Source organism: Acinetobacter sp. 22323 (genome assembly GCF_052044895.1).
Lineage (GTDB): Bacteria > Pseudomonadota > Gammaproteobacteria > Pseudomonadales > Moraxellaceae > Acinetobacter > Acinetobacter schindleri.
Window position 1 is genome coordinate 1 of record NZ_JBQEOL010000021.1, and the last position, 21959, is coordinate 21959.

Sequence of the window (21959 nt, forward strand, 5' to 3'; positions counted from 1 at the left end):
GTAGCAGTCCTTAACAGATTTACGGAATTAGGTCGCCCACTTACCCAAGTTACGCCTTAAATTTGGCTCAATTAGGGGCGCTTTGCATTTCAAATCTTTGTGCAACAAAGCCTTCATAAAGTAGAGATGCAAAAGCACATTAAATCAGTTTTATGAGTATTATAAGTCAAGTGCTTGTAGGTTAGGAGAAAAGGAAAGTTGTAATAGTGTTATAATCACGACTTATAGGAATCATTTATATAAGAATCAAATTCTATGGTTAATATCAAAATATATATTTTGTGTAAAATATAAACATAAATATTGAGATTGATTCTAAAAAATTGATAAAAAACATTAGAAAATTTAGCAGAATTCATATGTGGAACAAATGAAGAAATATATCCGGTTTATCGAAAAGGTTCAGATCTAACTTCTTTTTTTCATAGTGTAGGTATATCTGTTTATCATGATGGATCAACACGTGCTAAATGGGTATTCGAGCAACTTGTAAGTTGTAGTAAAAGTCAGCTAGCTGATGTTTTAAAAAGATTGGCTTCTCCAAAAGAATATAGTGGAAATCATTCAAAAGTAATAAGTGCATTAAGACTTCTTAACAAAATTTTGTATATAGAAGGCTTCGAAATTTATCTGGAAGGAATTGAACCCAAGTTTAAAAAAATACAAATAAATTTTAGTGAGAAGATTGAACCTGAATTCAAGCCAATCCCTAGACCCAATTTTCTAGTATTAGGTTTAGAACCTGGTGTAGGAGAAATTCTTGATTATAGATGGGACGAAATCCAACGTTGTATCGAAGCTGATGCTGATTTATCGGCGGTAATTCTTATGGGAAGCTTATTGGAAGGATTACTTTTAGGAGTAATTCATAAAAATATTAAGCTTGCTAATCAAGCATATTCAGCTCCTAAAACCCGAGAAGGAAAGGTTAAACCTTTTTCAGAATGGAAATTGAGTGAAATGATTGATGTTGCGCATTCATTAGGTTGGATTGAAATTGATGTAAAAAGATTCTCCCATTCTCTCAGAGAATTTAGAAATTTAATTCATCCTTATGAACATATGATATCGAATTTTAATCCTAATAAAGATACTACTAGTATTTCTTGGTTGGTTGTTCAGGCCGCTATAAACGATTTAACGAAAACTTTAAGTTAACAGTAGAAATTAAATTTATCCCTCGAATCTACATTGATTTTTTGACTCTATCTTCATTCATGGATTGAAATAATTTTGTGCAAGCTAAGTCCAGATATGGTTAAATGCCATCATTTTATTGTGTTTCACTCTGAAAGGAAAAATCATGCGCGCGTACAACTTCTGTGCTGGTCCTGCTGCATTACCTACTGCCGTTCTTGAAAAAGCTCAAGCTGAAATGCTCGACTGGCAGGGCAAGGGTCTTTCGATCATGGAAATGAGTCACCGTAGTGCAGACTATGTCGCGGTTGCTGAGAAAGCAGAAGCAGATCTACGCAAACTCATGAACATTCCTGAGAACTATAAAGTATTGTTCTTACAGGGTGGTGCATCGCTACAGTTCTCTGCAATTCCATTGAACTTGCTCGGTAAAAATAACAAGGCTGACTATATCCATACTGGTATCTGGTCTGAAAAAGCACTAAAAGAAGCAAAACGCTATGGTGACATCAATGTCATTGAAGCAGGTACTAAAACTGCTGACGGTAAATTAGCGATTACTGAGCAAAGTATCTGGAACCTGTCAGATGATGCTGCTTATGTGCACTATGCAGATAACGAAACGATTGGTGGCCTGCAATTTGCCCATATTCCTGAAACTGACAAGCCATTGGTATGTGATTTCTCTTCAAGCATTTTATCTGCGCCAATCGATGTAACTAAATTTGGCCTGATCTATGCCGGTGCACAAAAGAATATTGGTCCTGCTGGTCTGACGCTGGTAATTATCCGTGAAGATCTATTGGATCAAGCGAAACCGGAAATTCCAAGCATCCTGAAATATGCAGATCAAGCGAAAAACGGCTCTATGGTGAACACTCCATCAACTTATGCCTGGTACCTGTCAGGTCTGGTATTTGAATGGTTGTTAGAGCAGGGCGGTGTAGACGCAATTTATAAAGCTAACCTCGCAAAAGCTGAACTGCTGTATGGTTATATCGACTCTAGCGATTTCTATGCAAACCCGATTGCCAAAGAAAACCGTTCAATGATGAACGTGCCATTTACTTTGGCGAAACCTGAACTGGAAAAACAGTTCCTGAAAGAAGCTGAAGAAAATCATCTGTTGAACCTTGCAGGTCACCGTTCAGTAGGTGGTATGCGTGCAAGTATCTACAATGCGGTTCCGCTTGAAGGTGTTCAGGCACTGGTAAAATTCATGGATGAGTTTGCAAAACGCAATGCTTAAATCCAGCAAGCAAAAAACCCAGCTCAGGCTGGGTTTTTTTATCTTCCGATTCTGAAAATTAAAACACGAAAAGATGAAGTAGAAAGGCGCAGATCAGCATGCCCAAGGCAAAAAACAAGCATGACATCATGTCAATGTCATAGCTCGAGCGAAGATGATGCTCGACTTGATGTAAATTTTCTTCCTGTACGATTTTCATAGATATTATTGTCCGATCTATTTATCGTTAATTACTATTTGTTATGAGCCTTTTTATCATAAAAAATTGGTTAAATAAAGTACATTCTTAATTTAACTGCATAAAGTTATTATTTTTTTATCCATTAAATAAATCTATTTATTTAATCCTGCGAAAGCAAGAGTCACTGTTTACAGGGTATTGCCAATATCATAAATAATATTCGTTATTTTAAAAATGAATTTGTTTGAATTTAAAATTGTGGATAAGTGATTAATTTGTAAATTTATAAAGTGTATTTAGAAGAGTAAGTTGTGGATAAAATAACCAGCTCAATAAAATCATCAATGAAAATATTTATTTAAAAAAACAGGAGATATTCAACGGATGTGAATATCTCCTGTTTTTGAATTTAAAATATAAAATTTTTAGGCTTTGCTATAAATGTTGGCCTGAATCCATAGATTGCCACGGATATATTGCCCGATACTAAAGTCTTTATGTGCTGGATTGCGCGTAGCAACACGGAGCAGGGTGGCAGGACGACCTTCATCATGAATCAGGGTGACATCATAAAGTGTGTATTCCTGATCCATAAATTGCATTGAAGTCTTACCGACAATATTGCCCTGGAACCAGGCTTCATCTTCCTGACCAATGGTTTCACCATAGAGGTAAGCCACCATTTTAGAGAAATCCACAGTAACCGGAGCTTTATCATCTTCAGATTTAGGTTCCCACGCATCAATCTGTTCCTGCAGATTTTCAGGTGCAACGCCATTGTTGGCTGCCAGAATATCATTCAGCGCACGGTGGTGCTTGATTGAAGCCGGATCATCGACAATCAGATGTTCATGTTCCGCTACAGGCTCGAGTTCATAAGCCCAGGCATTCAGATTCACCAGATAATTTTGATCTTTATCGTATTGTGTATGATTGACGCTATACAGACTGTCAAACGCATACACAATATTGTTCAGACCCAGATTCAGGCGTAATACGGCTTGAGTATTAGATTTGCAGCTGATAATCCGTTCAATTTGTGCCTTCACTTTATAAGGACTGTCGAAGCATGGAAAAGCGGTTTTCACAGCTTTGGGTTTATTGCTTTCCACCTCAATGATCTGGCTTAACTGCACAGTGGCCTTGCTCGGACCCTGAATCAGCCAGGTGTTTTCATCCATATCGCATTCTTGTTTGCAGAGACCCATCGGCATGACCGGGGCATCAAGTGCCTGAGTTAACCACTTCGGTACATCGGTACCTGGATTGTCTGTAAGGAGATTCCAGTGTTCAACATGACTACCGAAGTTTTGATCATCGATAGTGATGATCTCAGGACTATTTGAATTTTTCATATGCACAATTGATCTGGGATTGCTTATTTATAGTTAATCGAGGGTCATTCTGATTTTTCAAGTCAATCAGATGAATTTTAAAATTAAATTGCCATCAGATTCTTGTCAATTCTTATTCGCAGTCTAGAGATCAGCATAGTTGTAATTGTCCAAAGGGTGTACCAAACATGGTCATATCAAAAGGGTATAAAGAAAACCGGAACGATGAGCACTGCATTTGCTAGAATAGATGACATTCATTTCTATCCCGGACCCATGCGTGTTGCCATTTAAACTTTGGGTAGATGCCGATGCATTACCCCGTATTCTTAAAGATGTCATTATTCGCGCTTCAGACCGTTATCAGCTTGAAGTGACTTTTGTAGCAAACCAGCCTGTAGGGATCACTCCTTCAATTCGTATTAACTCGATTCAGGCACTCAGTGGTGCCGATGCGGCAGATCAGGAAATTGTAGATCGCATGAATGAACATGACATCGTGATTACCCAGGATATTCCGCTGGCGGCACAGGTCATTGAAAAAGGTGGTATTGCCATTCATCCACGAGGTGAAATCTATACCACGGCGAATGTCAAAGCGCGTCTGCATTTACGTGATTTTATGGATACGCTGCGTGGCGCAGGGGTACAAACTGGCGGACCGCCACCAATTTCTGAGCGTGATAAACGCGAGTTTTCCAGTTCACTCGATCAAACCATTCAAAAGCAAAAGCGTAAAACAGCTGCAAAATAACGAGAAAATTTTCAAATGCCCAAACAAAGTAACCTGATGGTAACCTATGCCTTACTGGTTTTCATCTGGTCCACCACACCACTGGCAATTGTCTGGAGTGTGGAAGATCTGCATCCAATGTGGGCATTGGCAATCCGGTTCTTTCTGGCTCTGCCTTTGGCTTTGGGACTACTTTGGCTGTTTAAAACCCGGTTACCATTTGATCGTGTTTCCTTGCACAGCTATCTGGCAGGGGCCTGCAGTTTTATCGGCTCGCAGACCTTTACCTATTGGTCTACAGACTATCTTAGCTCCGGTATCATTGCCCTGATGTTTGGTCTTTCACCTGTGATTTCCGGCCTGATTGGGCGCTTCATGTTTGAGATGCATCTTTCTCTCAATCAATGGCTAGGGATGACAATTGCCTTAACAGGACTTTCTATTATTTGTCTGGGGGATGCGGATCAGCATATTCAGCCAGTCGGGATTGTGATTGCGCTAATTGGTGTGCTGGTTTATTGCATGTCCATGTATTGGGTGAAAAAGATTAATGCACCAATTGACCCGATGGCACAGGCAGCAGGCTCAATTGGCTTGTCGGTAATTTTCTCTATCGGTATGCTGCCTTTTATCTGGCAATACGCACCTACTGCCATGCCACATGCCAAGAGTCTATTTGGATTAGGGTATGCCGTAATAATGGCTTCGCTGATTGCGATGTTCTGTTATTTTAAACTGGTGCAGAAGATCAAACCGACTACCTTGTCGCTTACCAATGTATTGACACCGATGTTGGCACTAATGATAGGCGCTTTACTGAATAATGAAAAATTGCCCCTCATTGCTTTGGTGGGGGTCGTAATTTTATTGTCTGGTCTTGTTGTATATTTCCTGAAAGAAATTCGGGCGAGTATTCAGGCCCGTCATAAAAAGCAATAATTTAGTCAGATTATGGAATTTCGTAAGCTTTCACACATTCGCTAATTTTTGCCCGGTCCTGTGGATGTAGAGTAATGAAATAAGCCCCAGTGCGGAATTGGCCATTATCTTCGGCACGGCTATAAACCACTTGCGCTGTCGCTGCAATATGGAAGAAGTTCTCCGGATGGCTTAAGGTCAGGTGAATATAGGTGCCTTCCTTAATGAGATGTTTACTAAAAAAGCTTAAGCCAGACTCGGAAAAGTTCACATCTTCAGGGACAGGTAACATGCTCTGTACAATTGAATCGTATAAAGACCCGGTGATCAGGTTTAATTTTTGGTTAAATAAGGATAAGATTCGAGCAATTTGTTGATCTTTTTCAGCTAATTGTTCTAATTCGTAGTTGAGTGCATGATCAAATTGATCTAACTCAGCAAGTAGTAGAAAATAGCGGGGCAATACGAAATTAGCATCGTAAGGATCATTTAAGGCTACATCATCGGAAATAATCTGATAATTAATTCGTAAGGCAGCATCGATGCGTGACATGACACGTCTTTCAGTAACTCCATGCTGATGCTGTAAATTTTCCATAATTTATTACCTCGGACTAGATGGTTATGTTCAAACCAATCTCGCTGTACATAGGGTTGAAATATACTCGCGCACGGCGCAGTAACCACTTTATTTCTTTTATCGCTTTAGTCTCTATGATCGGCCTCACGCTTGGTGTGGCAGTCCTCATTACAGTACTGTCTGTAATGAACGGTTTTGATCGAGAATTAAAAAATCGTGTCTTAGGAATGATACCTCAAGCCACTGTTTCTTCAACACAAATTTTAACAAATTGGCCTGAACTTGCAAAAAAAATTGAACAACATGAACATGTTCAAGGTGTTGCTCCATTTACCCAGTTACAGGGAATGTTGACTGCGCAAGGGCAGGTTGCCGGGATCATGGTCACAGGAATCGAACCAGATTATGAAAAGAATGTTTCTATCATTCAAAATCATATGGTTGAAGGCAGTATCGATCAGCTGAAAAAAGGCGAGTTCGGAATTGTGCTGGGCAAGCAGATGGCAGACTCAATGGGGGTCGGTTTAAACGACAGTATTACCTTGGTATTGCCGGAAGCCACGCCGTCACCTGCTGGTGTAGTGCCACGCTTTAAGCGCTTTAATGTGGTCGGAATATTCAGCATTGGTGCAGAAGTGGATTCAATGATGGGCTATATCGCCCTGAATGATGCGGCAACTTTGCTGCGTCTGCCAGATGGTGCACAGGGGATCCGCATGAAGCTGGATGATATCTTCCTGGCACCGCAAGTTTCACGTGATATTGTCATGAATTTGCCAGCAAACTTCTATGCTTCTGACTGGACTTATACTCACGGTAACCTGTTTAGTGCCATTCAGATGGAAAAGGCAATGGTGAGCTTGCTACTGTTCCTGATTGTCTTGGTCGCAGCGTTTAATATTGTCTCCTCTTTGGTAATGGTAGTAACTGACAAGAAATCGGATATTGCCATTTTACGTACCTTAGGTGCTTCACCTGCGACTATTACCAAAATCTTCATGGTGCAGGGCACTGTCATTGGTGTGATTGGTACCTGTGCCGGTGCAATTCTGGGTATCATTGCTGCGACTAGTATTAGTAGTCTGGTGGGCTGGCTGAACAATACTTTGGGTCTACATATGTTTGATGCCTACTTCATTAACTACTTGCCGTCTTATCTACGCTGGCAGGATGTAGTGCTGATTGTTGTGTTGTCATTGGTCTTAAGTTTTGTAGCAACAATCTATCCTGCGCTACGTGCAGCGAAGATTCAGCCTGCGGAGGCATTACGTTATGAGTAATATCATTCTAGATGCCCAGAATATTCAAAAATCTTTTACCGATGGTAAATCTACAGTTGAAGTGATCCGTGGTCTGTCTTTGCAGGTGCAGGCGGGTGAATTTGTTTCAATTGTTGGTTCAAGTGGTTCAGGCAAAAGTACTTTGCTGCATGTGCTCGGTGGTTTAGATCGTCCAACTTCGGGTCACGTGATGGTGAACGGCCAGCGTTTTGATACGCTGTCTGAAGCTGAGCGTGGTTATGTGCGTAATGAGCACTTGGGCTTTGTCTATCAGTTCCACCACCTTCTGCCTGAGTTTACCGCGCTTGAAAATGTCGCGATGCCACTGATGCTACGTAAGGGCAGCAAATTTAAGGAAGTGAAACAGCAAGCTGAGTATCTGCTGGAACGTGTGGGCCTAAGTCATCGTTTAACCCATAAACCGGGCGAGCTGTCTGGTGGTGAACGCCAGCGTGTGGCCATGGCGCGTGCCTTGGTGGGGAAACCAAAACTGATGATGGCCGATGAACCGACCGGGAATCTGGATCGTAAAACTGCGGTAAAAATTTTTGAGCTACTGACCGAATTACGTCAGGAGTTCAATATGGCCATGCTGATCGTAACCCATGATGAGCAATTGGCTCAGTCAGCAGACCGTATTCTGCATATGCAGGATGGATTATGGGTGAATGACTGATATTGTCCTAAAAATATTGGAATAATCCTCTTTGATTGAAGCTCACTCCGGTGGGCTTTATTATTGCGTCATAAAATAACAATAAAAAGAAAAATCATGCTGCAATGGCTAGGTGTAGGCTGGATTCTTGGCTTGACAACAATGGGGTGGAGTAAAGCTGAATACCAGTTATCAGCAGGATCAGTCTGCCTGATTATGCTGGTATGGCTGCTTATCTACCGGGTCATCTATTTAAGGCTGCATCATGTTTATCTACGTTTTATTTCTATTTTATTTTCCTTAAGTCTGAGCTTTTTATTAGGGCAGGGCTTTGCCAATCATGCTCTTGATCAGCGATTGCAATTTATCGAGAAAGAAGTTGGGCAGCGAGAAGTTATCGTTTATATCTCCCGGCTCAACAAAATAAATACCAATATTATTCAGCAACCCTTACAGGTATTACAGCCGAATGGGACGCTAGTGCAGTGGCTAGGTTCTGTTAAACAGGAAGGACCAGTGCAGGCTGCGTTTAATATGTCAAATCAACTCCAGCTGGGACAGTATTATCGACTAAACGGGGAAGTACGACCGGCACATGCCTATGCCACGCCCGGTGCATTCGATGTAGAGAAATGGCACCTTGAGCAGAACCTGATGGCAGGATTTCGTATTCAACAGATTCAGCCTTTAACCCAGCAAGAAGTTTATGCACTCGGTTTTAGCCAGCATTTACGCCAACAGCAAAGTTTAAGATCCTCGCTACTTCTTTGGATTGAACAAAAACGATTAGAGTTAAGAGTATTTATTTACCAACAGCCAATACGAAACAAAGGATTGATGCTGGCTCTGCTAACGGGAGATGAGAGTTTACTGGATCCAGCAATTGAACAGCAGTTTCGCCGTTTTGGTATGAGTCACCTGCTGGCAATTTCTGGGCCGCATGTAGTGATTTTTGCACTGATATTCTGTGCGAGTTTACAGTTTTTGACAGCCAGGCTTTTTCCAGCTCTCTATCTGAAATGGCCCAGACAATATTACCTGAGTATACCTTTTTTACTTTGTGTCTTGCTGTACTGCGCCTTTGTCGGTTTTGAAATTCCGGCCTTACGTACCTTGTTGATCTGTGTGATGATCACGGCCAGTATCTGGTTGAGGCAGTATGTGCAACCTTTAAAGTTACTGATCTTAAGTGCAGCAATATTACTGTTACTGGATCCTTTTAGTATTTTGTCCGCAGCTTTCTGGTTGTCTTATGGTGCCTGTTTTGTCTTGCTGCGAATTTATCAGACCATACAACGACAACCACGAGATGTAATCCAAAGTCCAGGACAACGTCTATATTTTGCATTAAAAGTTTTAGTCGAATCTCAGTGGAAAATTTTTGTCGCCTTATTTCCCTTAATGATTATTTTCTTTAAACAGCTGGCCTGGATCGCACCATTGAGTAATTTGTTCGCGATTCCATGGATTGGTCTACTTGTTGTGCCACTGGATATTATTGCCGCTCTATTTTTCTTCATTGCGGAACCATTCGCGGCACTGATCTTTCAAATGAACGATCTGATGATCAGTACGTTACTTGGTTTTTTAAATCTACTGGATCATCTGTTTTCACCTGAACTGATCCCGGTCGCTATGACATCATGGCTACTGATATTGAGTGTAGTTATTCTTGTAATTCTTTTTATACCGCGTGGAGCGGTACCTAAGTCATGGGCAGCGTGTGGACTGGTACCCATGATGGCAATACCGCTTTATCATTCGCCATTTCAATTGCATGTGCTGGATGTGGGGCAGGGTCAAAGCATATTTATCCGTCAAGGCCAACATAACATGATGGTGGATACTGGTGGCAATTATGATGAAAGCCGTTTTAGTGTCGGTGAACAGATCATTCTTCCATTTCTATCCGTGCAGGGAATATCTAAGCTTGATCAGCTGGTATTGACCCATTTGGATCAGGATCATAGCGGAGCTTATATGCATATCCGTGATCAACTTAAGGTTTCAGAGCTTATCGCCAGTGAACAGGCTGAACTGAATGAAAGTACTCAATTTAAATTATGTCAGCAGGGACAGTCCTGGAACTGGAATGAACAGGTTTATTTTCAGGTGTTATCACCGCGGTCAGACTCACTTAATCAGTTTAAACCTGATAAAAATGAAAATTCCTGTGTTTTCCATATACAAGTTAAAGATGCCTGGCCTTATCAGCATTTTTTACTGATGGGCGATACAGGCTGGCAAACTGAGTTTCATTTGCTAAGAGATTATCCGGATTTAAAAGTCGATGTGTTGGTCTTGGGGCATCATGGTAGTCAGCACAGTTCAGCCTATCAGTTTTTACAGCATTACCGCCCCAAAATCGCGATTGCTTCTGCTGGGCGATTTAATCGTTATGGCCATCCCAGTCGATTGACTCAAGCACGATTACAAGCTTTAAATATTCCACTGTTAAGTACGCCAGAGCACGGTAGCATCGAGTTTTTTATTAAAGAAAAACAAATACATCTTGCATCTTATCGATCAAAATATAGATGGTTGCAGAGAGATGGTCTTAAGATTCAATAGCTGTATTCGTATTTAAAGTCTGTAAAGTTTCTACTGCAAGTTTTGCCTGTTCGTCCTGATAGGCCTGGCGCAGATCATTAATTTTAGCCAGTGCTTCATCCTGTGGAATGCGATAAATGGTGCCGCCCAGAGACTCATGCGCTTTAAAGCGTTTATAGCTCCAATGGTAGTGCTCCGGGTAACGATGAATCAATTCTTCCATTTTCTTGAAAATAATCTCGGTACCCTGATTCGGGGTAGAGCTATAAATTTGCTCATCGAGGGGCTCGAAGAATACATCAAAGCCTCCTTCAGTATTACGCATTGCAAAAAGGAACAGGCATTTTGCCTTGGTCTTTTGAATCAGTTTGGCGCTGAGGTTGCTTGAGCTGAGTGGTACACCAAAAAAAGGAATATATTCACCGCCTGCAGTTGGGGTATGGTCTGGAAGAATCACTGTCGTGCCGCCTTGTTTCAAGGCTTTAAAAATCTGACGAACGCCTGTTTCATCGGTGGGTAATAAGGTAGCCTGCTCACGACTCCGTGCCTCACGAACAAAGTTATCCACAGCAGGATCTTTGACCGGCTTATACATGATGCTCATTTGAGTAAATTGAGCGAGATAAGCATTCATGATTTCCCAGGTACCAAAATGCGGCACAATCAGTACCAGTCCTTTATTTGCTGCAAGTGCTTCCTTAAGTAAATGTTGTCCTTCTACATGATGGATACGTTGAAGATTTTTTTCATTGCTCGAGCCCCAAATACTAAAGAACTCAAAATAAGACATCAATTCATTCCGGATTGAGGCACGCGTAATCTCTTCACGTTGCTGCTCTGAAAGCTCCGGAAGTGCAATTTTCAGATTAAAGCGAATAGTTTCTGAGGTCTTGGAAGTCTTCAATAGATTTACAATGCCCGCAAGACTGCTTGCCATCAATCTCGTAATTGGGAGCGGAAGTCGGCTGACGAATTTAAGCAAACCATAGGTTGAATTCTTTGAGCTTTGTGCAGTCATTGAATTGATATTAAGAGCAATGGGAAGGAATAATTGAAATTTATTATAGGATAAAACTGCTGGTTTAGACAGAAATACTCAAATCGGTGTATATAATGGGCACAATATAATTATGTGTTGGATTGTTTATGTCCGATTGGCCACCAAAACCTGAAAATCAAATACAAAATACGCCACAACCTCAGCAACCGACAGGACCTGAGTGGAAACTGCTTGAAAAAGCGGTACTTGCCTCTGTAGAAGAGCAGCGCCGCGCACGTCGTTGGGGGATCTTCTTTAAATTCCTGACGTTTGCCTATTTGCTGTTTATTATCCTTGCCATGGGCAAAAGCTGCAGTACAGCATCGACTGATGCCACTAAAACATCAGATGAGCATCTGGCGGTGGTTGATATTATTGGCACGATTGCATCAGACAAGCAAAGTGTGAATAGTAACAACACCATCAAGTCGCTGAAGAAAGCTTATGCAAGTAAGCAGGCGAAAGCAGTGGTTCTGAATATCAATTCTCCAGGGGGGTCACCAGTGCAATCTGATGAAATCTGGCAGGAAATTCAGTACCTGAAAAAGCAGTATCCGCAGAAAAAGCTGTATGCTGTAATTGGTGATACTGGCGCTTCGGGTGCTTATTATATTGCTTCTGCTGCAGATGAAATTATTGTCAATCCATCGAGTCTGGTCGGTTCAATTGGCGTGATCATGCCGAACTATGGTGTGAGTAACCTGATGCAGAAACTGGGCGTGGAAGACCGTACCATGACTTCGGGTGAAAATAAGGCACTACTTTCGATGACCCAACCAGTTGATGCTGCACAGAAAGCCCATGTTCAAGGTGTGTTGGATAATGTGCATGCTCACTTTATCAATGCAGTGAAACAAGGTCGTGGAGCAAAGCTTAAATCAACTGATCCTGCAATTTTCTCTGGTCTGTTCTGGACGGGTGAACAGGCAGTACAATTAGGTATTGCTGACCGTACCGGTAGCTTACAAACCCTGAAGCGTGAGCTGAAAACTGATAAAGCCTTGAACTACACCGTTGAATACAGCCCATTTGAGTCTATCTTGGGCCGTATGGGGGCTTCCCTAGGTGAAGGTATTGCCAGCTCGGTCGCTCAGAAACTCAGTACTGAAAGTCAGACCAAACTGCAATGAAGCCAATTATTCATTTTGCGCACGCCAATGGCGTGCCTTCTCGTGTCTATCAGAAACTGTTTGATGGACTAAAAGATGAGTATGACATTATCTATGTGCCGTTGCTGGGTCCAGATAAACGTTATCCGATTGATAATCATTGGAATAGCCTGACCCAGCAAGTAATCGACAGTATCGTACGCCAAGCACAAGGTCGCCAGGTGATTGGTCTGGGGCATTCGCTAGGTGGAGCCTTAACCATGATGGCTGCTCGTCAACGGCCCGAACTGTTCGAGCAGGTGATCATGCTGGACCCACCTTTGATTATGGGACCGTCTTCATTGATGCTGCATATGGCAAAAGTATTCAAGCTAAAGGCTGTGGATACGATGTCACCTGCTGCTTTATCTTTACGCCGTCGTGATCATTGGGAATCCCGTGAGCAGGCAGCAGAATTACTACGTTCAAAGGGCTTTTATAAAGATTTTGATCAGGAGTGTTTTCAAGCCTATATTGATCATGCCTTGAAAGATGACCCAGTGCGGGGTGGGGTTGAGCTGACCATTCCCAAAATGGACGAAGTGAATATCTTTCGTACCAATCCATCCTTATGGTGGTTACCGCAAGCAAAGGTCAAACTGCCGATGCATCTTGTTGTAGGTGATGAAAGCCTGTTTCATAAAAGACAGTTTCCAAGACTGGTTCAGAAAAAGTTTGGTATTCCCTTTACGGTAACGCCAGGTGGACACATGTTTCCTTTAGAAAGACCGTATGAAGTCGTCGGTCTGATCAAGCAGCTCATTGCAGAGCAGTCTTTAAAGTGAAAAATGAATCATAAAAAAACGCATCCGGGGATGCGTTTTTTTATGCAGTGTATTCTTTAGAATTTGCAGAATTGAACCGGTTCCTGCATCAACTCACCGCGATACATTACGCCAGCAGCAGTATGCTGAATCGTACCAGTACAGATCCATTCCACCACTTGCGGGTAAATCAGATGTTCCAGTATATGCACGCGCTGAGCTAAAGTATGTGTTGTATCTTGATGAGATACTTTTAAAACCCCTTGAGCCAATGCCTGACCAGCATCCAGTTCAGCGGTTACATAATGTACGGTACAGCCGTGCAGGGTATCCCCAGTATTCAGCACCCGTTGATGCGTATGCATACCTTTGTAATTCGGCAAGAGAGAAGGATGGATGTTCACCATTTTACCTTCCCAGGCTTTAACAAATTTTTCACTTAAAATTCGCATAAAGCCTGCCAGTACCACTAAATCCACATCCCAATCTAACAGTTTCTGATGCATTACATCATCAAAGGCTTCACGATTCGGATACTGCTTGTGTTCAATGACTGCAGTCTGAATTCCAGCTTTTTGCGCACGCGCTAAAGCATAAGCTTCAGGCTTGTTGGAAATTACGCCGACAATTTGCCCTGACAGATTGGCATCAATCAAGGCTTGCAGGTTAGATCCACTGCCTGAAACAAGAACAGCAATTTTAATCATGCGATTATGCGAAAATTACACGGATTTTTTCATCAGCGCCTTCTACAGACTCGGCATTGTCCGCAATGTGACCCATCGTCCATGCTTTTTCGCCAAGGCTGTTCAGTACGTCTACAGTCTTGTCTGCATCTGCTGCGTCAACAACAAGTACCATACCTACGCCGCAGTTAAATGTACGATACATTTCAAACTGTTCTACACCACCTTCGCGTTGAAGAAGCTTGAATAGTTCAGGCCATTCCCAAGAAGACTCATTCACAACTGCTTGAGCCCCATTTGGAAGTACGCGAGGCAGGTTACCTGGCAAACCACCACCAGTGATGTGTGCCATTGCATGCACATCTACCTGTTTAAGCAATTCAAGAATCGGTTTTACATAAATACGTGTTGGTTCCATTGCTACGTCAGCAAGTGGTCGACCATCGATGATCTGGTTTAAATCAACGTTTTTCACGTCAAGAATTTTACGAAGTAGTGAGTAACCATTTGAGTGTGCACCTGAAGATGCAACACCAACTAGCACATCGCCTGCTTTAACTTTAGAGCCATCAATAATTTTACTTTGCTCAACAACACCCACACAGAAACCTGCAAGGTCGTAGTCTTCGCCTTCATACATGCCTGGCATTTCAGCAGTTTCACCGCCAACCAATGCACAACCAGCAAGTTCACAGCCAGCACCAATGCCAGTAACAACATTTGCTGCGACATCAACATTCAAGTGACCAGTTGCATAGTAATCCAGGAAGAACAGTGGTTCAGCACCACAAACGAGAAGGTCGTTTACACACATTGCAACCAGATCCTGACCAATTGTGTCATGACGGTTCAAATTCAATGCTAAACGTAATTTTGTACCAACACCATCAGTGCCAGATACGAGAACAGGTTCTTCATAACCTTTAGGGATTTTACAAAGTGCACCAAAGCCACCAAGACCGCCCATAACTTCAGGACGTTTAGTGCGCTTAGCGACGGACTTGATTCGGTCGACTAACGCGTCTCCCGCTTCAATATCGACACCTGCATCTTTGTAGCTTAAACCAGTGTTTGGGGTAGAAGTTGAGTTGCTCATAATGAAGTCTCCGCATTCGCGGCGCTGATTATACCCGAATATACGAAACTCTTATGTTATTTATGTCCTAAAATGCTATCTTTATTCAAATATTTTACTTTTTATAATGATTAATAGAGAAAAGGCAAGACTTTATGGTAGATCGTACCTTACGTCGCATTTTTATCTTGGCTGGTATCGCCTTGATTATTTGGGTGTTATACCTACTTAAGCCTGTTGTTGTTCCATTTGTCGGCGCATTTTTTATCGCCTATCTATTTAGTCCTTTGGTTGATCGTTTACATCGTATTGGTCTGCCGCGCTGGCTCTCTATCAGTATTGTTTTTATCGGGATCGGGGTGGTGCTGACCCTAGCCATGTGGTACTTGGTGCCGTTGGTGTGGAAACAGTTAATGTATGCCCGCGACAGCATTCCTGCTGGAATTCACTGGGTCAATTATACTTTCCTGCCGTGGCTGTCTGATACTTTTAATCTCGTGCCAATGGAAATTGACACCAACCAGATTTCCAGTGTGGTCATGGATTATGTCCAGACCAATTATAGTGCCGACAGCATTCAGGCAATGGCCTTGAAATTGGCACAATCAGGGATCAGTTTTATTCAGATTGGTGGAACAATTGTTCTTATTCCTATCATTGCTTTTTATTTCCTGCTCGACTGGGAACGCATGCTCGACAGCATGCGCCGACTCATTCCACGTCCATACGAGCGTAGTACTTTGGAAGTTGTTGGTGAATGTCACGAAGTTTTGGGTGCATTTGTGAAAGGACAATTTCTGGTCATGGTATTACTAGGCGTTGTTTATGCCGTCGGTTTACAATTGATTGGCCTGGAAATCGGCCTGATCATCGGGATGGTCGCAGGCCTATGCAGTATTATCCCGTATCTGGGTTTTGCAGTTGGGATTATTGCAGCAGTAGTGGCGACTTTATTCCAGTTTGGAATTGACTGGTGGCAACTGGTTCTAGTAGGCATTGTATTCATGGTAGGTCAGGCGGTAGAAGGCTATATCCTGCAACCATTCCTGCTTGGCGATAAAATAGGCCTGTCACCAGTCGCTGTGGTATTTGCCGTATTGGCAGGTGCTCAACTGGCAGGATTCTTGGGTATGCTGATTGCCTTGCCAGTCGCTGCGGTGATCGTTGTATTACTGCGTCATGCCCGTGAATTCTATGAAAAAAGTGCACTCTACGATAATAGAACCCTCATCATCCAAAAGGCCTCTACTGGCTCTATCAATATTGAAACCCCTAATGTAGATGTAGATATTGACCTGAAATCGCCTCATGAGAAAGCACTGCAAGCAGATGAAAAATCGAGTAAGATTGAAAAAACCCAGCTTAAAGATGGATAGGCCAAAAAATAGATATGCGTCAATTGCAACTTGATATTGAACCCCAGCTCGATGCCCGAATCAGTGATTTTTCGGGTCCGGGATGGGGACATGTAATTGATGCGATTCGCCAGCTCCATGCGGGTCTGATTAATCGTTTCTATGTCTATGGTGGTGCGGGAACAGGTAAGAGTCATTTGCTTTCTGCAATTTGTGATTCTTATCTGGAAGTGGGGAAAACTGCAATTCAGGTCTCTTTATTGGAACTTTTGGATGCACCTACAGAAGCCATTACCTCACTTGACCGCTATGATCTGGTAGCTTTAGATGATATTGAAGCGATTAGTGGCGTACCCCACTGGCAAAAGGCAGTTTTTCACTTAATTAATTATAATAATGAAGGCGGTGGTCAGCTGGTCTTTTCTTCAAGGTTTGCTCCGATTGAACTTAAGCTGGAATTACCGGATTTACAGTCTCGTTTGACCCAAGCGGTGAGTACGCGCGTTCCGAACGGAAGTCTTTATGCTGACCGTTTTGCCTTGGTATCATCAGTATTGGATAGACGTGGGATTCATCTGGATCAGCAAATTTTTGATTACCTGCTGAGTCATGGTCCGCATCAGACCTCAGTACTTTTACAAACACTTGAACAGATTATTCAACTTTTAAAGGGTGAGAAACTCAAAGTGAGTAATGCTAATTTAAGGCAGATTTATGCATTGATTGACGAATATCGATAAATAATAAAAATTCTTGAGTAATTACTCAAATTATGACAGATTAGAGCAAAATAATTCAAATATCGCTAGGATGATGCGATTTTAGAATAAAAAGAAAGATTATAAAAAATTAGGAGAAGGTCATGCTCAAGAAGAGCTTAGGCATTGCTTTGCTATGTATTATGGGGCAGGCATACAGTGCTGAAATTGTCGTCACCACCACTGAAGATATCGTCAGGGATGATAAAGAATGTTCCCTACGTGAGGCCGTGCAATATATTAATCAGGGGATGGATAAGCCTTATATGGGCTGTGGAGACAACACGCCAATCGCTATTATTACTTTGAAAGAAAAAGAAATCTATAAACTAAACTCTCCCTTACAGATATTGCACTCAGTAAATATCCGTACTGTTTATGATAAAAATATTGGTGATGATCGAGCTGAAGGCTTGAGCAATGCCATTATTCGTGTTGCTGATAATTTGGATGCTTCTACTTTTGGTGGCATATTCAATATTGCCAATACTGAAATTATTTCGGGAATAAGTAAGCAGGTAGCGGTTGAATTTCGTGAAGTGACTTTAGAAGGATGTAAGGTTAATAGCTGTAAATCATCTAAAGGAGGTTTAATCTATAACCAAGGCAAGCTTACACTAAGACATGTCAAATTATATGGTGGTACGGCAAATGAAGGTGGTGCGATTTATGTGGCTGGTACTGATAAAACAGATCCAAGTAAAATTGGTAGCCTTTATATCCTGCAATCTTTGCTTGAGAATAATAAAGCAGATGAAGGAGGAGCTATTTATAGTGAACTACCCAGCTTCGATATTCGACAGTCTGTAATTGCTAAAAATACCACCTTCAATATAAATACGCGTTCATCCAATATTTATACTCGTGATGTATTATCCAATGAAGAAACAGATGTATTGGCTAAACCGCAATCCTATATTTTTAGTTCTACTCTATATGGTAATACAGGTGCGGCAGTTACTATTCTTGATGGGATTGCTGTTAATAATGCCACAATTATAAATAATTCAATTGGGGTCAAGTTTGATGTAGTAAACAAACCTGGTTATCTAGCAAATAGTATTGTATTGAATAATCCAGGGAGTACTTCTGCTAACACTGATCAGAACTGTCAATTTAGTTCTGAGCAAGTCAAAATGAGTTCCATTTTGCAGAATAACTTGGTAGGGAATTCCTGTGGTACGGGAGCTTCTATTTATGCGAATGAAATTCTGGATGATGCTTATACGGTTCTTGCTGGTGATCAGTTAGAGGGCAAGTGTCCGAATATTACCACTTCAGCAAATGCGATTTTATGCCCCTATTTTAAAAATGAAAAACAATTTTTGGGGTATTTCAGGCCAAGAATCCTGATGACATATACAAGTTTGAATACCACTCCAATCTTGAATAAAGGTGAACAGAATACTGATAAAACTAAAGCTGGATGTGTAGGTTATGACCAGCGTGGTAAGTCACCATTCGGTAAATGTGATCGAGGAGCAATCGAAATCCAGGATTCCAGAGATACGAGTCTGGTGGGACAGGATTTACTGATTGGTAAGTTAAATAATCAGGTGGCCCGGATTTCTATCATAGAAGCATTAGGTGATAGCGATCTTCTGCCTAAAGAGAAATGTAAGGAAGTGGTACTAGACCATCCTCAGGGTGAAGAATGGCAAGACGGCTGTTTACTGATTGAACAACAGGCTCATGTAAGTTCTAAGGGAACCGTTTCTTTGGATTTGGATGGTAATTTGGTTTATACCCCAAGAAACCCTAAAGCAGGCGCAGATCTATTTACTATACGTGTAGTGACTACGATGAATCGTTTTGATTCAAATGCAGCTTATCTTCCAATTCGAGTAAATATCGTAATGGAAGCAGAAAATAATATGAAAAGCGATAAGGTTAAAACATCAGGTGGGGCAACCAGTATATTCTGGCTGGTACTATTGATGGGCGGCTTGACCTGGCGAAAACTAAAAAAATAATTTGGAAATATATGATGAAGAATTATAAAAAAGGACTTTTCACAGCTGTCTTTTTGTCGACTATGTCATTGATGGCAGCTGAAAGTAGAATTATCCAAGTAACGACGACTTTGGATATAGATGATCTTAAATCATGTTCACTACGACAAGCAATCAGAACAGCTTATGAAAATAAAAGTTATGGAAGCTGTAATGTAGGCAATCGTTTACCTGGACAGCCTGATTATATTCAGTTAGAAAAAGGTGAATATATACTTACTCGGGGTGAGCTCAAGTTAAATTCACCAATATCTTTGTATGGTGCATTACCATTTGATGAGCAGGCTAAAGATTTATTAAAGGGAACTTTCCCGGCCCAACAGCCAATTCAGACCAGTATTAATGCACAAGGCCAGTCACGAATTTTCAATACGGTTACTTCTGGAACTACACTTGAAATTAATAATATTGCGCTAAAGAATGGTTATGCCAAGGCATCTAGTACCGATCGTGGCAATGGTGGAGCTTTATTTATTGGGGGAATAGTCAAAATCTACAATTCCGCCATTCTCGATTCCAAAGCGGATAATGAGGGCGGAGCGATCTACTTTGTCGGTAGTGATAGTGAAAGAACTGTATCTCTCATTAAAACCCTGATCATGCGTAATCATGCACCACTGGGTAGTGTCTGGGCAATGGATTGTGAGCGTAAAGGACTACCAACGACCTCACCAACTAGTATCAGTCATAGCAGTATTGTCGAGAATGGTAATTATCAAACGGGAATGAGTTCCAGCACAAGCATTATTGATTATTGTGGCGCAGGCAGTATTGATATTCATGCTTCTACTATTGCTAAAAATAGGGTAGATGAAGAAGATGGTGCAATTATTCAGTTCAGCTCTCGTGCTGAAAAGCCTCTTAATGGTTTAGCTTTATTAGGTTTAGTGAGTAATACGATTGTAGAAAATGAAGCTGCTGCAACCCTCTTATATGATGATAAGGGAATGAAAGCATTTAACTCTAATATATTGGCATTTAATACCGGTCAATCCTGTAGTTATGCCTTAAATGGAGGGAATACGGCAGATCAGTCAATTAATATGATTCTGACAAATAATGCATTAGATAGTACATGTACGGTTCCGGCCGTAAAATTAATAGATGCTGCGAAAAACATCATCATCCCTGCAGCCATAGAACGTTCAGAATTGCTCTCGGATTATAAACCTGCCTCTCCATATAATATATATTTGCCACTGTATTACCCTATAGATAAAAACAGTAATACAGATTTTGTAAATGCTGGACATCTTAACTGTAGTGAAAGTGATCAGCGTGAAATTTTCCGTGTTTCGAATGGAACATTATTGCTCAATCCAGAGAATGCCAATACCTGCGATATTGGTTCTGTTGAATTGATGCGCCTAACTGCAGCGGATATACAGTCATTAAGTAATATCGCATATAGTGAAATGATTACTGTTTATGAAGATCGAATCCAGCAGCTGAAAGCTATGCTGGATGATCCTGGAAATGCACCAAGAAAATTGCAAATTCAGGCTGAACTCGATGACTTTAATTCTTTATTAACAAATACGAAAATATCTGCAAAATACCGTGCAATTTATATCGATCCATTTGAATTGGCATTACCTAAACAAATTGAAAAAGATGGTGAACTACGAAATAAACCATTTGATGCAGATCAGTATTCGATAAGTACTCAAGCCAAAGGTGTAGGAAAATTGGATGCCAGTGCTACAGGTGGAACTAACTTATTTCCTTTTGGTCCAGACGAACAACAAGTATGTGAATGGGTGCCTGAGCTGAAACGTATTATGTTTTACCGTAAGGATGGTGCTATCACACCGCCTGGTGTGAGTGAGTATTGTGTTTATACTCTTACAGAGAATCTTTCCGATAGTGAAAGAGCGAATGGTGTAGTGGCAGAAAGTTCATCGGGTGTATTAGCTGCAACCTTTAACAATATTGCACCTGTAGCTAAAAATGATATTTATACCATTCGTCCAGAAAATGATTTAAGGGTAGAAGTCAATCCATTAAGTAATGACTTCGACGATGATGGACCAATGGATAATTTAGCGCCACAATACAGGAAAACTCCAACTCATTTGGATAACACGGCAGCACCTATTCGCTTTGAAGATATTGATCCTTCATTAATCAATATGTATGCAGAACGTGAGGGAGTATGTCTGGATGGAACGACGAGTGAGAAATGTTATGGTGGTAAAATTACTTTCGAGATTAAAAATAATTTAAGTCAGTTTGATTATCCAATTAAGTATCACTATTATGATACAGAAGGTATAAAGTCAAATACTGCAACTATTATTTTAAGAAATAGCGCGAAAAATACCAATAGCGATAGCAGCGGTGGCGGTGCCATTAATATCATTGCTTTATTCGGTCTGCTTGGCATTGCAGCTTATCGTTCACGTCGTTTATTCAAGAGCTAAAGCATTATAGAAACAATAAAAAAGCCTCAATTGAGGCTTTTTTAATATCTTTTATTTTTGGCAATAATTTTAATAGTCGGGC

General features: G+C 41.2%; 18 protein-coding genes. 13 read left to right on the top strand and 5 right to left on the bottom strand.

Annotated elements, in window-relative coordinates:
* Nucleotides 1-531 precede the first annotated feature (531 nt).
* Together ACTJIX_RS12720 and serC are read left to right on the top strand one after the other, a co-directional pair.
* The gene (locus tag ACTJIX_RS12720; protein ID WP_227591048.1) at nt 532-1158 is read left to right on the top strand and encodes a hypothetical protein; all 627 of its coding nucleotides are present in this window, start codon (nt 532-534) and stop codon (nt 1156-1158) included.
* Nucleotides 1159-1303: 145 nt separating this feature from the next.
* Nucleotides 1304-2386 carry a 3-phosphoserine/phosphohydroxythreonine transaminase gene (serC, locus tag ACTJIX_RS12725; RefSeq protein ID WP_180184690.1) on the top strand — a complete coding sequence of 361 codons (1083 nt, stop codon included), beginning with the start codon at nt 1304-1306 and terminating at the stop codon, nt 2384-2386.
* Between the two features lie 606 nt (nt 2387-2992).
* On the opposite strand, the gene ACTJIX_RS12730 is transcribed toward serC, so the two are convergent.
* A complete protein-coding gene (locus ACTJIX_RS12730) occupies nt 2993-3922 on the bottom strand; it encodes a hypothetical protein (protein ID WP_004815058.1) in 930 nt (309 codons plus the stop codon).
* A gap of 229 nt (nt 3923-4151) precedes the next feature.
* Between ACTJIX_RS12730 and ACTJIX_RS12735 the strand changes: the two genes are divergently transcribed.
* Nucleotides 4152-4655, top strand: a complete 504-nt coding sequence (locus tag ACTJIX_RS12735) for a YaiI/YqxD family protein (protein WP_163165409.1) — start codon at nt 4152-4154, stop codon at nt 4653-4655.
* 15 nt (nt 4656-4670) lie between these two features.
* A complete protein-coding gene (locus ACTJIX_RS12740; RefSeq protein ID WP_440611505.1) occupies nt 4671-5573 on the top strand; it encodes a DMT family transporter in 903 nt (300 codons plus the stop codon).
* A 10-nt stretch (nt 5574-5583) separates the two neighbouring features.
* On the opposite strand, the gene ACTJIX_RS12745 is transcribed toward ACTJIX_RS12740, so the two are convergent.
* Nucleotides 5584-6150 carry a PilZ domain-containing protein gene (locus ACTJIX_RS12745; protein WP_004815068.1) on the bottom strand — a complete coding sequence of 189 codons (567 nt, stop codon included), beginning with the start codon at nt 6148-6150 and terminating at the stop codon, nt 5584-5586.
* Between the two features lie 26 nt (nt 6151-6176).
* Between ACTJIX_RS12745 and ACTJIX_RS12750 the strand changes: the two genes are divergently transcribed.
* The 3 genes from ACTJIX_RS12750 to ACTJIX_RS12760 all read left to right on the top strand — a co-directional run bounded on the left by ACTJIX_RS12750 (nt 6177) and on the right by ACTJIX_RS12760 (nt 10638).
* The gene (locus ACTJIX_RS12750) at nt 6177-7412 is read left to right on the top strand and encodes a lipoprotein-releasing ABC transporter permease subunit (RefSeq protein WP_004815071.1); all 1236 of its coding nucleotides are present in this window, start codon (nt 6177-6179) and stop codon (nt 7410-7412) included.
* The gene (lolD, locus tag ACTJIX_RS12755) at nt 7405-8088 is read left to right on the top strand and encodes a lipoprotein-releasing ABC transporter ATP-binding protein LolD (protein WP_004815072.1); all 684 of its coding nucleotides are present in this window, start codon (nt 7405-7407) and stop codon (nt 8086-8088) included. The genes ACTJIX_RS12750 and lolD overlap by 8 nt, the downstream gene beginning before the upstream one ends.
* A gap of 96 nt (nt 8089-8184) precedes the next feature.
* Complete coding sequence (locus tag ACTJIX_RS12760) at nt 8185-10638, top strand: DNA internalization-related competence protein ComEC/Rec2 (RefSeq protein WP_440611506.1); 2454 nt, start codon at nt 8185-8187, stop codon at nt 10636-10638.
* On the opposite strand, the gene ACTJIX_RS12765 is transcribed toward ACTJIX_RS12760, so the two are convergent.
* Nucleotides 10625-11635, bottom strand: a complete 1011-nt coding sequence (locus tag ACTJIX_RS12765) for a lysophospholipid acyltransferase family protein (protein ID WP_440611507.1) — start codon at nt 11633-11635, stop codon at nt 10625-10627. The genes ACTJIX_RS12760 and ACTJIX_RS12765 overlap by 14 nt on opposite strands.
* Nucleotides 11636-11763: 128 nt before the next feature.
* Here ACTJIX_RS12765 and sppA point away from each other — a divergent pair, with 128 nt between their 5' ends.
* Nucleotides 11764-12786: a signal peptide peptidase SppA gene (sppA, locus tag ACTJIX_RS12770; RefSeq protein ID WP_004815079.1), complete on the top strand. Its 1023-nt coding sequence runs from the start codon at nt 11764-11766 to the stop codon at nt 12784-12786.
* On the top strand, nt 12783-13589 hold the full coding sequence (locus ACTJIX_RS12775) for an alpha/beta fold hydrolase (RefSeq protein ID WP_286861391.1): 807 nt from the start codon (nt 12783-12785) through the stop codon (nt 13587-13589). The genes sppA and ACTJIX_RS12775 overlap by 4 nt, the downstream gene beginning before the upstream one ends.
* 56 nt (nt 13590-13645) lie before the next feature.
* Here the strand turns inward: ACTJIX_RS12775 and purN are convergent, their stop codons facing one another.
* Both purN and purM read right to left on the bottom strand, forming a co-directional pair.
* Nucleotides 13646-14275, bottom strand: coding sequence for a phosphoribosylglycinamide formyltransferase (purN, locus tag ACTJIX_RS12780; protein WP_440611508.1), 630 nt, complete (start codon nt 14273-14275; stop codon nt 13646-13648).
* A 4-nt stretch (nt 14276-14279) separates the two neighbouring features.
* Nucleotides 14280-15350 (bottom strand): phosphoribosylformylglycinamidine cyclo-ligase, encoded by a 1071-nt coding sequence (purM, locus tag ACTJIX_RS12785; RefSeq protein ID WP_004892154.1) that lies wholly within the window; start codon nt 15348-15350, stop codon nt 14280-14282.
* A 134-nt stretch (nt 15351-15484) separates the two neighbouring features.
* On the opposite strand from purM, the gene cxpE reads away from it, so the two are divergent.
* From cxpE to ACTJIX_RS12805, 4 genes are all read left to right on the top strand, one after another.
* Nucleotides 15485-16705 carry a chloramphenicol efflux transporter CxpE gene (gene cxpE / locus ACTJIX_RS12790; protein ID WP_004815086.1) on the top strand — a complete coding sequence of 407 codons (1221 nt, stop codon included), beginning with the start codon at nt 15485-15487 and terminating at the stop codon, nt 16703-16705.
* 14 nt (nt 16706-16719) lie between these two features.
* Nucleotides 16720-17424, top strand: a complete 705-nt coding sequence (gene hda / locus ACTJIX_RS12795) for a DnaA regulatory inactivator Hda (RefSeq protein ID WP_004815088.1) — start codon at nt 16720-16722, stop codon at nt 17422-17424.
* A gap of 122 nt (nt 17425-17546) precedes the next feature.
* A complete protein-coding gene (gene rbtA, locus ACTJIX_RS12800; RefSeq protein ID WP_440611509.1) occupies nt 17547-19415 on the top strand; it encodes a rhombotarget A in 1869 nt (622 codons plus the stop codon).
* 11 nt (nt 19416-19426) lie between these two features.
* Nucleotides 19427-21877 (top strand): CSLREA domain-containing protein, encoded by a 2451-nt coding sequence (locus ACTJIX_RS12805; protein ID WP_005222807.1) that lies wholly within the window; start codon nt 19427-19429, stop codon nt 21875-21877.
* The last annotated feature ends 82 nt before the right edge of the window (nt 21878-21959 follow it).

Excerpts from the sequence above, each read along its gene's own strand:
- serC (WP_180184690.1), top strand. The coding sequence starts at position 1,304 with ATGCGCGCGTACAACTTCTGTGCTGGTCCTGCTGCATTACCTACTGCC.
- ACTJIX_RS12730 (WP_004815058.1), bottom strand. The coding sequence starts at position 3,922 with ATGAAAAATTCAAATAGTCCTGAGATCATCACTATCGATGATCAAAAC.
- ACTJIX_RS12735 (WP_163165409.1), top strand. The coding sequence starts at position 4,152 with ATGACATTCATTTCTATCCCGGACCCATGCGTGTTGCCATTTAAACTT.
- ACTJIX_RS12740 (WP_440611505.1), top strand. The coding sequence starts at position 4,671 with ATGCCCAAACAAAGTAACCTGATGGTAACCTATGCCTTACTGGTTTTC.
- ACTJIX_RS12745 (WP_004815068.1), bottom strand. The coding sequence starts at position 6,150 with ATGGAAAATTTACAGCATCAGCATGGAGTTACTGAAAGACGTGTCATG.
- ACTJIX_RS12750 (WP_004815071.1), top strand. The coding sequence starts at position 6,177 with ATGTTCAAACCAATCTCGCTGTACATAGGGTTGAAATATACTCGCGCA.
- lolD (WP_004815072.1), top strand. The coding sequence starts at position 7,405 with ATGAGTAATATCATTCTAGATGCCCAGAATATTCAAAAATCTTTTACC.
- ACTJIX_RS12760 (WP_440611506.1), top strand. The coding sequence starts at position 8,185 with ATGCTGCAATGGCTAGGTGTAGGCTGGATTCTTGGCTTGACAACAATG.
- ACTJIX_RS12765 (WP_440611507.1), bottom strand. The coding sequence starts at position 11,635 with ATGACTGCACAAAGCTCAAAGAATTCAACCTATGGTTTGCTTAAATTC.
- sppA (WP_004815079.1), top strand. The coding sequence starts at position 11,764 with ATGTCCGATTGGCCACCAAAACCTGAAAATCAAATACAAAATACGCCA.
- ACTJIX_RS12775 (WP_286861391.1), top strand. The coding sequence starts at position 12,783 with ATGAAGCCAATTATTCATTTTGCGCACGCCAATGGCGTGCCTTCTCGT.
- purN (WP_440611508.1), bottom strand. The coding sequence starts at position 14,275 with ATGATTAAAATTGCTGTTCTTGTTTCAGGCAGTGGATCTAACCTGCAA.
- purM (WP_004892154.1), bottom strand. The coding sequence starts at position 15,350 with ATGAGCAACTCAACTTCTACCCCAAACACTGGTTTAAGCTACAAAGAT.
- cxpE (WP_004815086.1), top strand. The coding sequence starts at position 15,485 with ATGGTAGATCGTACCTTACGTCGCATTTTTATCTTGGCTGGTATCGCC.
- hda (WP_004815088.1), top strand. The coding sequence starts at position 16,720 with ATGCGTCAATTGCAACTTGATATTGAACCCCAGCTCGATGCCCGAATC.
- rbtA (WP_440611509.1), top strand. The coding sequence starts at position 17,547 with ATGCTCAAGAAGAGCTTAGGCATTGCTTTGCTATGTATTATGGGGCAG.
- ACTJIX_RS12805 (WP_005222807.1), top strand. The coding sequence starts at position 19,427 with ATGATGAAGAATTATAAAAAAGGACTTTTCACAGCTGTCTTTTTGTCG.